The sequence below is a fragment of the Mucilaginibacter sp. 320_HR genome (genome assembly GCF_059691875.1).
This window is the reverse complement of the sequence record NZ_JCAWAI010000003.1, coordinates 522609-535276: the sequence shown is the minus strand read 5'-3', so window position 1 is coordinate 535276 and position 12668 is coordinate 522609. Positions and strand designations below refer to the sequence as shown.

6 protein-coding genes are annotated in these 12668 nt (G+C 46.7%); 3 read left to right on the top strand and 3 right to left on the bottom strand.

Annotated features, from left to right (window positions below):
* Positions 1-18: 18 nt before the first annotated feature.
* Positions 19-924: a TonB family protein gene (locus AC59GT_RS12930; protein WP_497238025.1), complete on the top strand. Its 906-nt coding sequence runs from the start codon at positions 19-21 to the stop codon at positions 922-924.
* 33 nt (positions 925-957) lie between these two features.
* Entirely contained in the window at positions 958-1389 is a 432-nt protein-coding gene (locus tag AC59GT_RS12925) for a hypothetical protein (protein WP_497238024.1), read from the top strand.
* A 74-nt stretch (positions 1390-1463) separates the two neighbouring features.
* Here the strand turns inward: AC59GT_RS12925 and AC59GT_RS12920 are convergent, their stop codons facing one another.
* Positions 1464-3368 (bottom strand): beta-N-acetylhexosaminidase, encoded by a 1905-nt coding sequence (locus AC59GT_RS12920; RefSeq protein WP_497238023.1) that lies wholly within the window; start codon positions 3366-3368, stop codon positions 1464-1466.
* Between the two features lie 174 nt (positions 3369-3542).
* On the opposite strand from AC59GT_RS12920, the gene AC59GT_RS12915 reads away from it, so the two are divergent.
* Positions 3543-4937 (top strand): Gfo/Idh/MocA family oxidoreductase, encoded by a 1395-nt coding sequence (locus AC59GT_RS12915; protein ID WP_497238022.1) that lies wholly within the window; start codon positions 3543-3545, stop codon positions 4935-4937.
* A gap of 53 nt (positions 4938-4990) precedes the next feature.
* Here the strand turns inward: AC59GT_RS12915 and AC59GT_RS12910 are convergent, their stop codons facing one another.
* Together AC59GT_RS12910 and AC59GT_RS12905 are read right to left on the bottom strand one after the other, a co-directional pair.
* Positions 4991-8863, bottom strand: a complete 3873-nt coding sequence (locus tag AC59GT_RS12910) for a T9SS type B sorting domain-containing protein (protein ID WP_497238021.1) — start codon at positions 8861-8863, stop codon at positions 4991-4993.
* Between the two features lies 1 nt (position 8864).
* Positions 8865-12665: a T9SS type B sorting domain-containing protein gene (locus AC59GT_RS12905; protein ID WP_497238020.1), complete on the bottom strand. Its 3801-nt coding sequence runs from the start codon at positions 12663-12665 to the stop codon at positions 8865-8867.
* Between the last annotated feature and the right edge of the window lie 3 nt (positions 12666-12668).

Below are 12668 nucleotides of genomic sequence, written 5' to 3'. Positions count from 1 at the left end.
GTACTATATACAGCAACGATGAAAAATATAGTAGTAATAGCCCTGTTAAGTGCCTTGAGCAGCAATGTAGATGCGCAATCGCCCAATAAAAAGTTAATGTTACAGTTGGATAGTATTAACCGTGCCGATCAGCAATATCGAAGTAAGGCAGTACAACTTGCGGCACGTACACCCCACGAAGATGACAAAAACATGCAAAAACAGGGTGGTATAGACGCAGAGAATCTTGCTAAAATAGACAAGATAATAGCGCGTTATGGATATCCTGGCAAATCGCTCGTAGGTGAAAAGTACATGTCGGTTGCATTTATGGTAGTACAGCATGGCGAGCCGGAGGCACGTGAAAAATACCTGCCGCTTATGTTAGATGCCGCTAAGAAGGGAGAACTTAGAGCATCGTCAGTAGCCATCATGATCGACCGTAATAAAGTTGATAAAGGCGAAAAGCAGGTTTACGGATCGCAACTACATGAAACCCCACAAGGCGTTAAACTCCAGCCTATAGAGGACGAAGCTAATGTAAATGTTAGGCGCGCAGCGGTAGGGCTTCCGCCGTTGGAGCAATATCTTAAAGAGTGGAACATCAAATACAAGGTGCCTACAGGCGGATACCAAAACCCGCCGGACATTTACTATCATGCCCCGGAGCTGCCATCAATAGAGTTGATTGGCGGGTACGAAGCGCTATATAAAAAGCTTGCTTATCCCGAAAAGGCGAAAGAGAACAACATAAGTGGGGATGTGATGCTGGAGCTAACTGTAGATAAGAACGGTAGCCCTAAAGACCTATCCGTTGTGAGGTCGCTTGGATATGGGTGCGATGAAGAAGCATTAAACATAATGAAGACCGCTAAGTTTACGAACGCTACCGGAGAAGACCGTGCCATACGCGTAAAGCTACCGTTTCCGTATAAGCAAAAGTAGCATGGTTGCGCATGAATGGCCTATATTAGCCCGATGAAAAAACTGCTGCTGCTATTTGGCCTTCTTTCGGTAATTACTGTTACCGGTAAGAACGCGCATCGTGCTGATACCGCTCCTGATTTTATGAAGGGGAAATTTAAGGACGACTATGGTATTAAGTACGAAGTAAGCGATACGCTTTGGGTACAGCTGCCAAAAACAAAATTCCACATTATTAAATGGAACAACGAGGAGCAGTATCTGCTTGCCCGCAACGACAACGGTAACCCCGGCGAAGGTGGTTTGTATACCAAAATAGATTATATGCAGTTCAGCAATATGTCGCCATGGAAATGGGGCTATTGCCTCACTGCTTACGAGGCAAAAACACAAGCCCTGGCTGAAAGTATGGCCAAGCCTGATCGCAGCCGTCCGAAAACAGGTTGTAACGGATTCCCCTTCTCAAGAATGAAGCCTAACAACTAAACGTCCCGATCAACTAATAAAAACAAAGGCCACAGAGATTTACCTCTGTGGCCTTTGTTTTACACTAAAGGTGGTTAATTCCCAGCTCTCTTGGTTAGTTCAGTTATCGGCATGTTGTTCATGCGGCCTACCGGCTTACCGTTCTTGTAGGTGATCACACGAAGCAGCGCTGCGTCTATTGGCACGGTTAAAGGTGCGGTGTATTTTGGATAGAACTTGTCAGGGTAGGAGTTATCGAAGCTGTAATAAATATCCAACCCGGGTACTTCTGTAGTAAGTGTAACCTTAATGGTTTTATCAGGGTTGCGGCCTACCTGGAATATAGGATCATATACACTTGGCGCATATTTAGTTTCTGATTGATCAAAACGCTCAAACTGCTTCTCTACCTTCGGAAAGAACGTTGCAAAATTCTTTTTTGCAGGGGGTGACCAAACAGACTCTGATACTGCGAGCGCACGTGGCCATATCATATACTCTACCTGGCGGAAGTTGTAAACCTGTTCTGTCCAAAGATTTGCCTGTCCTCCTTTTATCAGTTTCGCATCAACACCTTCTGGAACTGGTTCAAACTCGTAAGTTTTGTTCAGGCGCAAGGTGGCGTACACAGGTGGTTCCATAATACGGTCGCTCTGCATGTAATCCAGGTAGGCAAAGGTTGTTGGGCTCATTACCACATCGTGACCCTGCTTGGCAGCCTCTATGCCACCTTTAATGCCACGCCAGCTCATTACCGCCGCGTTAGGGCCAAGACCACCTTCAAGTATCTCGTCCCAGCCCATAAATTTTTTGCCTTTGCTCTCTACTATCTTTTCCAAACGCTTTTCAAAATAGCTCTGCACCTCCTCCATATTCTTAAGGTTCTCTTTGGCCATTAATGCTTTTACCTGTTCACTCTGCTCCCAGAAGTTCTTGGCACATTCGTCGCCGCCCAGGTGCATGTACTCAAACGGGAATAGCTGCGCCAGCTCGGTGGTAACTTTGTCTAAAAACTCGTAAGTGTAATCGCCGGCAGGGTTTAGCGTGTTATCTACCAACGCGGGATGACCCGGCTTAGACCAATCCATTATCTTTTCTCCCGAACGCACCACATATTTGTCAGCACCTGCAGTGGCTGATAATTGCGGGTAAGCAGTAACAGCTGCAAGGCTGTGCCCGGGTACATCTACTTCCGGCATAATGTTTACATACCTTTCCTGGGCATACTTTACAATCTCGCGGATGTCATCTTGCGTGTAAAAGCCACCATAGTTACGTGGTTCGTCAGGCTTTGGTGGAATAAAGTCACCAAAGGTGCCTTCACGCTTCACATTGTAAGCACCAACTGTTGTTAGCCTTGGCAAGCTTTTTATCTCAATCCTCCATCCTTCGTCATCTGTAAGGTGCCAGTGCAGCAGGTTAAACTTATACTTAACCATATCGTCAATAAAGCGCATTACTTCTTTCTTGGTGAAAAAGTGGCGCGATACATCAAACATCAATCCCCTCCAGGCAAAACGCGGGTAATCGTATATGTCTACAACCGGTACGCTCCAGGTTACCCCCTTAGCAACTTTTAAACCTTCAATTTCCTTGGGCAATAATTGCATTAGTGTTTGTGCGCCATAGTACAAGCCGGCAGGCTCGTTTGCGCTTATAGTAATGCCGGTTGATTTTACAGATAAATAATACCCTTCTTTTCCCAGCACCGCGTCTGCTTTTTTGTTTAGCACCAGTTTTATTGCTGCGGCAGGCGCACTGGCTTTAACCAATATCTGTTTACCGGTTGCTGTAGCAAACTTCTCTTTTAACAAATCCAGCACGCGGTTAAGCTCCTGTTGTGGTGCCGACTGCACCGTTATAGCAGCTGGCAGTGTGTATAGTCCCGGATGTTTGGTGATTTTAACAGGTTCTGGAATAATGGCAATGTTGGGCGTGCTTTGTGCCAGGGCTGTTGCGGCAAATAAGCAGGACAATGCCAGTGCAGTAAATTTTTTCATACAGATAATTGAGGTTTTAACGAGGTATCGCCTGCAATTTATGGCTTTTTAAATTAAATTAAAAAGTTTTTATTTTGCTTTATACTAGTAGATTATGCAGAAAGTTTTTTGCTAAATTGCCTAAGTATATCTCACAATTGCGCCTGCAATTATTAACCAATTAATACTACTACCATGTCAACTGATCGCAGAAAGTTTCTCAAGCACCTGGGTACTTCGGTGCTGCTTACCTCCGCTTCGCTAACCTCCTGGGCCGCGAAAGAGGAAAATGAAGTACGGCTGCAACGCGCACAGCGAATTGCCGGGCCTAACGACAAGATACGTATAGCCACCATTGGCATGGGTATTATGGGCTTTAATGATACCCGTGCGGCGCTGACTACATCGGGTGTGGAACTGGCGGGTGTATGCGACCTCTATAAGGGCCGGCTGGACCGCGCCAAAGAACTTTACGGCCAAAGCCTGTTTACTACTATGGATTACCGCGAAATACTAAGCCGGAAGGACATAGATGCTGTAATTATTGCTACCAGCGACAATTGGCACAGCCAAATAGCCATTGATGCCATGCACAGCAAGAAAGCCGTTTACAGCGAGAAGCCAATGGTGCACCTGATAAGCCAGGGACTCGCTGAGATAAAAGCCCAGCAGGATACCAAAATGGTAATGCAAGTAGGCAGCCAGCGTGTGAGCAGCATCGCCTATAAAAAAGCGAAAGAAATGTACCAGGCAGGTGCTATCGGTAAAATAAACTCTATTGAAGCATCATTTAACCGGCAGGATGCACTAGGCGCCTGGCAGTATACCATACCTATGGATGCCACTTTGGCTAACGTAGATTGGGCACGATACCAGGCAAATGCCAAGGTAAAACACGATTATGACCCTAAACGCTTTTTCCGCTGGAGAAACTACCGCGAATACGGTACTGGTGTAGCAGGAGACCTGTTTGTACACTTGCTCAGTGGCATACATTTTATCACCGGATCTAAGGGGCCGGAAAAGATATACTCGATAGGAGGTCTTACATACTGGAAGGATGGCAGGAACGTGCCTGATGTTATGAGTGCCGTGGTGCAATACGGCGAAACCAAGGAACACCCGGCATTCCAGGTAACCTTAAGGGTAAACTTTGTTAGCGGCGATGGCGGAAGCGGCAGAACTACAATAACTGGTTCTGAAGGTGTGATTGATCTTGGCGACGGAGATAACTTTACCATAAAACGAAATAAAATGCCCGAGGCACCAGGTATTGGCGGATGGGACTCACTATTTACTTATACCGAAGCGCAGCAGAAAGTCTTGCTGGACGATTATAATAAGAAATGGACAGAAGAGCAGAAAAAACGCACCCGCGAACCCGATACCGTTTATCGCGCCTCCGAAGGGTATAACTCATCTAACGAGCATTTCGCAAACTTTTTTGACTCAATACGGAACGGTATACCTGCAGTGGAAGACGCCAAATTTGGTTTCAGAGCCGCCGCACCTTGCCTGGCTTGTAACGACAGTTATTTTGAGAATAAAGTTATCCGCTGGGATGCAGAAAACATGAAAATCATAGCGTAACAGCAACTACTTTTTTAAAAAAGGCCGCGGTGTATACCAGCGGCCGTTTTTGTTTACCTTATAACAGCAACCCAGCCGGATAGCACGCTAATATTGGAGTGGGTATCTATCATATAATAATAAGTTCCTGCTGGTACTTGCTTGCCGGAGTAGGTGCCATCCCATGGTTTGCTGTACCCTGTCGATTGAAACAGCAACTGGCCATTACGGTTATAAATAGATACAGTGCTGTTAGGGTAGTTACTTAAAATAGGAATTTGCCAGTAGTCGTTAATACCATCGCCATTAGGCGTAAAGGTGTTTGGCGGAATGATATTGCACGCTGTATTTGCAAGCACAGCAACGGTAACCGCGTTTGATTCTGTAGCCGGGTTGGCAACACATTTACCACTGCTTACCATGGTGCAGGTAACTACATCACCATCTGCAAGATTTTTAGTATTGAAGGTACTGCTGTTGGTGCCGGTATTATTACCATTAATGTGCCATTGGTAAGATGGGTCACCGTTAGCGGTTTGTACGTTAGTAGGCACAGCGGTGAAAGTTACCTTGCTGCCGGGGCAAAATGCACCGGTAATGGAAGGGAATATCATCACGGAGGTTGTTACAGATGGATTCGCGGTAAGTGTAGCTGGTGCCGACGGTAGAGATGATATATCGGCGCATCCATCATGATTGGTTACTATGCAGGTAATTTTATCTCCTGTAAGTAACGCACTGCTGGTAAATTCAGGGCCGCCACTATAAACAGGAGCACCATTTACAAACCACTGATAGGTTGGCGCGTTGCCTCCATTCACTGCGCTGGCTGTATATTTTACTTCCAATCCCTCGCAGCTGGCATAATAGTCCGGAGTTATCTTTACTGTAGGGGCGGGCAGCTTATTGGCGGTAACTGAAAACGTAACACTTACGGTATCATATGGGCTTAAACCGTCACTTGCAATTAGTTTCACATAAACCTTCTCACCGTCTTTAAGAACACGGCCGGCTGCAGGTACCTGCGTGAAAGTTATATTACCTGTACAGGGGCTTGTGCCGGTTGCTTTTGCAGCGTAGTCTTCTAATATAGCAGGGCATGCATCAAGAAAAGGCAACGTTACGGGCTGATATTTGCTGGTAATTGTGATAGGGTTAATAATAACTATCGGGATATTAACGGTTTTCTTGTTGCTTTTACCTTTGTTATCAAAATAGCCGGCAGTGCCACTGCCTGCTATAGTGCTTACCATGCCAGCGGGCGTTATTTTGCGGATAATGTGATTATCCTGATCGGCTATGTAGAGGTTATCTGCCGGGTCAATGCCGATACCCTGTGGGTTGTTAAAAGACGCGACGGTGGCGCCATCTCCATCTGCCCGGCCAATTCTGCTTGCACTGCCTGCGTATATTGTAAACTTGCCATCAACAGCCACTTTATAAATCTTAGGCTCTGTTGATGCTATAAACGAGTTGCCTTTGCTATCTACCACCAGGCGTGTAAATCGTAAAAGCGGATCAGTTTTGCGGAATAACGTTGTTACTACCCCTGCAGGTGTTATTTTACGAACGCTACTTACATCGTTTGCAGCAGAACTAGTTACAAATAAAGTTCCGTCAGGTCCAAAATACAACCCTTTGATACCATCAAAGTCGGCAAGTACACCAATCCCATCTGTAAAGGCCTGCTTGCCGCTTCCTGCAAAAACTATTGCCGAGGAGCCATCCGGTGCTGCTTTATATATTCTCGTTTTATCAGCTATATAAATATACCCGCTTTTGTCAATAGCTATGGCTGCTCCTTCTATAGGATCAAAGTCGTTTAAGCCGGTAAGCGCTTCTGTGGTAAAGGTGCTCACTGTACCATCAGGTGTAATCTTCCGTATTAAAAAATTAGCAACGTCGCAAACATATATGTTCCCTTGTGCATCCGTTGTAATGCTCAGCAGGTCTTTGGAGAAACTCGCTATACCGCCTTTTCCATCCACTTTCCCGGGACCTCCATTACCCGCAAGTGTACCAACACGGCCGTCAACGCCTATTGATCTTATACGGTAATTGCCCTTGTCGGAGATGTACATTTTCCCGCTTAGAGAGTCGAACACAATGTTAGATGGATAGTTGAACCTGGCACTTAAAGGATCGACAGGGTCAGCCCCAAATCCGGTCTTCAATACTGATGTTTGCGGACCTACATCGGCGCAACTATACAAACTATCCTGCAGGGTTGTAGATGGCTGCTGAAGTTGATATTCGCCCGTTACGTTGGCAACCGTGTCATAATTTATTTTAGTATTCCCGGTTGGGTCAAGCTTTATCCTTACAGGGTTGCCCTTGGGCACAACATCCGGGTAAACAAAAACTTCGGGTACTTCCTGTATAACAAAGGTGCGTGCCACCGGAGTAGCCGCGAAATAAAAGGGATCTTCGTCTTTATACGCGGTTATGGTAACGGTGCCGGCTTTTAAGATGTGAATTTTGCCGTCGAAAATAGATGCTACAGTAATGTCGCTTGATTCGTACCGGATGGGGTTGGAATTTGACGGGCCAACTGCTGTGGCGTTAAGTGGATAATCCAGATCGGTATCTTTCATTACTGGTAACGGATCAAATTTGATTACCTGCTGCTTTCTTATTAATTCATTCACCTGAATGTTAAACGTATACGACCCCATTCCCTCAGTATTGTAACCAAATATGGTGTAATCTGTAGAAGGCCAGGGCTGCGTAGGTGTCCCGCTGATTATGCCGGTTCGCTGGTCCAGCACCAACCCTGGTGGGAGATCGGGTATTACCTTAAATCCAGTGGTAGATATCTTACGAATTACGTTGTTGTCTGCATCTGCAACATAAATAAAGCCTTGTGCATCTATACACATGCCCATAGGCTTGCCAAACTGCGCATTTGGGCCGATAGCATCAACATACCCGGGGTTTTTATTATTTCCGGCAAGTACGCTTATATATTGCTCCCGCTTGCCAAACCGTTTAATCTCATGCCCGCCACCATCTGCTATAAACATGTTGCCTGCATTATCTAGCGCGAGGCCCATGATTCTTTTGAATGTCGCGTTTGCTGCAGTACCCTCAAACGGATCGGTGTTATAGTTAACGCCGGCTGCCGTGCCAACTATAGCGCTTTGATTAACGGTTCGTATCATTTCACCATCTGCTACGTACATGATATCATCAGGGCCGGTGATCATCGCGTATAACGCAGCAAACTTGGCAGTGACGCCAGGCCCGTTAAAATTGGGAGCCGGGCCACGATAGCCGCCGCCAGCAAAAAAAGTTACATAGCCGCCGGGTACTTCCCGAATTTGAGGTACATCGGCCACAAACAACCTTCCCGAAAGGTTGAATGTAAGGCCTGTGGGTTGCATAAATGTGTTATTGGTCAGCCCCGCTGTACCTGGAATACCTGCAAAAACACTTACATCTCTGGTTGGTGTTATCTGGCGTACCGCATTGTTGTCCTTGTCAGTAACAAATAGGTTGCCCTGCTTATCAAACATGATATAAGCAGGATTATTAAACCGTGCCGAGGTGCCGTTTCCGTCAGCGTAACCCGCCACCCCGCTGCCTGCATAGGTACTTACGGTACCGTCGGGCGCTATCATTCGGATGCAATTATTACCAGCATCAGACACGTACAGATTCCCTGCGGCATCCATCTTAACGTCTGACGGAGATGTGAATGCTGCATTTCGGCCCTTTGCGTTTACCAAGCCTGGTGATCCGCTGCCCGCTAAAGTAGTTACTTCGCCATATATGTTTGGAGGTACAGTACCACTGGTAGGCCGGTAAATGGGAGCAACGGGGGTGATAGGTGTGCCTGTGAAATACTGCTGAGCGGGCTGATCGCGAAAACGAGGAAGCTGGGCATAAGTTTGCTGTGCTGCTATAACAACAAAAAACAAAGTAAATATGTAAGCTATCCTCTTCACACTACCTCAGAATTGTTACCGGACCAGAAAGTGGTGGCCTGCCTGTTTTTAAGTCTATAAGATAATAGTAAGTACCGGGTGCAAGCCGGTTACCGCTGTAAGTGCCATCCCATGGCTTAGTATAGCCAATGGAACGGTAGACTACTTTACCATAGCGGTTATATACAGAGAACACGCAGTCGGGAAAGTTAACAAGCTCCGGGATATCCCAGAGATCATTACGCCCATCTCCATTTGGGGTGAAAGTATTGGCAATGGTAATGGCGCATTCGGCATCTGTTTTTACCTGTACAGTTATCGGGTTAGATATAGTTATTGGCAATGCAGAGCATTTTACATGGCTGTCCATCTGGCAAGTTACTATATCGCCATTGCGCAAGGTGGTGCTGGTAAAAGTTGCCGAATTACTGCCTTTTAAATCGCCATTTACTTTCCATTGATAATCCGGTGTTTGTGTTGCGGTTTGCACGTTTAACGGCACGGCCGTAAAAGAAAGTGCCACACCTGGGCATATCGCGTCGGTCGTAGAAGGCGTTATAATCAGAGCGGTGACAATGGACGCTTCAGTAGAAACTACGTATAGCGCAGGCTGCTCTGATGGTATGTCGGTGCAGTAATCGGTGTTTAACACCGTGCAGGTAACTTTGTCGCCGTTGGCCGGCGTGTTGTAAATGAAGGTACTGCCTGTTGCAGCTTGTAAAGCATCGTTAACGCGCCACTGAAATGTCGGGCTGTTTCCCTCATCAGCCGCTGTAGCTTTGAATGTAATAGGCGAGCCATCGCATACCGCACTACTAACAGGCGCTATAGTCACCGTAGGTGAAGCAACAGGTATTGCATTAACATTAAAATTAGCAGTTGACGATTGGCCTAAATCGTCGGTGGCGGTGAGTGTTACTTTTATAGTTTGCCCCGCAACAATTGTGGCACCAGCCTGCGGCGATTGCGTTATAGTGATATTGTGTGCACATGTGCTTTCTGCATGTGCGTTAGTTGCGTAATCTGGCAAAAGTGCAGGGCACTGCGGAGCTACCGGCATGTTAACATCGGCATACGTACCTGTTATATTAAGCGCGCTAACAATCTTTACTTTTACAGTAACTTTGGTAGCATTGCTCCTATTGGTGTTGTCCTTGTCACCAGGCTCTCCGCTACCGGCTATGGTGGTTACTTTGCCTGTTGTCGAGATCATCCGGATGCGGTGATTGTCTGAATCAACGATGTATATATTGTCCTTACTATCTATGCCAATCCCCTGCGGATTCCTGAATTGTGCTGTAGCTTTCGGCCCATCGGCAAAGCCTTCCTGACCGCCGGCGTATTTAGTAAAATCCCCTGCATCGGTAAGGCGATATATAACCGGCAGCGATGATGCAATGAAGATGACCCCTTTACTATTTACTACAAGGCGAGTGAAGTTAGCTGCGTAAGGCAATGAAATAATTGTAGCGGTAGCGCCGCTGGCTGCTATTTTTCTTACTGTGTTTACATTATTGAGGTCGCTGGTACTTACGTATAAAAAGCCAGAGCCGTCAAACGCCAGACCTCGTATACCGCTAAAGCTCGCAGTCGCGCCAACACCATCTAAATTGATTGCGTTTCCGCTACCGGCAAATAACGTTACTGTACTTCCGTCCGGCGTTATCCTGAATATTTTAGTGGCGTTCGCAACAAATATATTGTCGTTTTTGTCAACCGCTATGGCATTTGCGGCAAAATTACCACCATTAGCTGTCTTAAGCTCATTAAACGCAAACGTTGTAGCATTGCCATCGGGGTCTATCTTTCGTACGGCGTTATTAAAATAGTCGCACACAAAAATGTTCCCGTGAGAATCTGTAGCGATTGAAGATAACCCTCTGCCAAAGGCAACGTTACCGCCATTACCATCCCTGAAGCCTGAGATGCCCCCGGCTATAGTGGTAACGCGTGTATCGAGATCATACTTTCTTACTTTATAAAAAGCCTGATCCGTAACGTAAAAGTTCCCAAACCTGTCAAAGGCAAGTGCCGCGGGCTGGTCAAATTGCGCGTTAAGCGGGTCGGCCGGATCGGGGCCGTAACCCGCGCCGACAGTAATATCCTGCTCACCGAGATCCTCACATGTAAAAGTGCCGGTTGGTCTGATGGTTTTGGTGATATCAGGTTTTTGAGGGCCCGGCGTGATCGTAGCTAGTTGATCGGGCGTTAAAGTAAGTGTTCCAAACTTATCTAATGCAAACACAAACGGACCGGCTTTGGCAACCACGTCGGGTTTGTCCAGCTCAGGCGGTGGTAAGATGGTGAGCTCTTGTGGTACCGGAGTAGCTTCAGCATAGTCAACGTCGCCGCGTTGTTTGGCAGTAATGGTGACTTTTCCAGGTGCCACCATGTGTATTTTGCCATTTGATATAAAAGCAAGATTAAGATTGCTACTCTCGTATTCTATGGGAATGTTTGGATTGCTGCTTGTTGCACCCGGTGGAAAGTCCTGATCACCAACAGTTACTGTAGGTAATGGACCAAACGTTATTTGCTGTGGTTTAAGCACTGCTTCGCGTACCTCTAGCTGAAAACCAAACACGCTTTTTCCAGTGGTGTTATAAGCTATTACGGTGTAGTTGGATAATTGCCTCGTCTCTGTAGGAGTGCCGCTTATCTGACCTGTAGTGCGATCAAATATCAGCCCGGCAGGTAATGCAGGGCTAATTGAATAACCCGTTGTATAAACGGTACGTATAACATGTGCACCTTCATCGGCAACGTACAATACTCCGTCTTTGTCAATTGTTAATCCGGCGGGTGCAACAAACGGCGCTGTTGCTATTGTTTTTATTTCACCGGAAGGATCAAACCTGCGTATAGAAGAACCTGTTCGGTCGGTGAAGAACACTACGCCTGCAGCATCCTTAACCATGCCAGTGCAACCGTTTAATAGTGCTCCTTTACCATAACCATCCACACTGCCTGTAAAAAAGTTCCCGGCCACAGTAACTATGTTGCCGTCGTTGTCCATGGAACGTATGTGCGATGCATCGGTAATGTAGAATATGCCGGCACCAATATTAACTATGCCGTTTGGATTGTTGAATGCCGCAATGGTATTGCTGCCATCTGTCCACCCACTGGCGCCACTTCCCGATGTTACATTGGTATTACCATCCTGTGCAACATGCCGTATTACATTGTTGCCATAGTCGGTTACAAACAAGCCTCCGTTATCGTCAACAGCTATACCTGTAGGCAGGTTAAAACGCGCGAATTCCCCTTGAGCATTTATTAACCCGGATGCATTGGCAAGCCCTGCCAGCGTTGTAACACTTCCGTCGGGTGTTATTTTGCGAATAGTGTGGTTCTTGCGGTCGGCAACAAACAGGTTCCCCTCCTTGTCAAAAACCAAACCTGTTGGTCCATTGAAAGCTGACAGGAGCCTTGCACCATCCAGGCTGCCAGCTACACCTGTACCTGCATAGGTGGTTACATCGCCGGCGGCATCAATCTTACGTATTACGTTGTTTCCCGCATCGGCTATGTACAAATTGCCGCTGGCGTCCTGTTTAATATCATAAGGCGCGTTAAAACGTGCAGCAAGCCGGTGCGCATTAACAAAGCCGGGGAGTGTGCTTCCGCCGGCGTAATTTGTCACCTGGCCAAAAGGCGTTGCAGGCACCGCGCCTCCTGTGTTAACAGGCAATACCGGAGTTATTGGTACGCCTTTTTTATAGCTCTGATCCGGATAGGTGATGTTTGGAGCTTGTGCATAGCTGTTGCATACTGCCGTTAAGGCAATTATGAATACGGCAATATTGCATATACCCCTCACAAA

Bases quoted from the DNA above. Each gene is read 5' to 3' on its own strand.
- AC59GT_RS12925 (WP_497238024.1), top strand. From the start codon at position 958: ATGAAAAAACTGCTGCTGCTATTTGGCCTTCTTTCGGTAATTACTGTT.
- AC59GT_RS12920 (WP_497238023.1), bottom strand. From the start codon at position 3,368: ATGAAAAAATTTACTGCACTGGCATTGTCCTGCTTATTTGCCGCAACA.
- AC59GT_RS12930 (WP_497238025.1), top strand. From the start codon at position 19: ATGAAAAATATAGTAGTAATAGCCCTGTTAAGTGCCTTGAGCAGCAAT.
- AC59GT_RS12915 (WP_497238022.1), top strand. From the start codon at position 3,543: ATGTCAACTGATCGCAGAAAGTTTCTCAAGCACCTGGGTACTTCGGTG.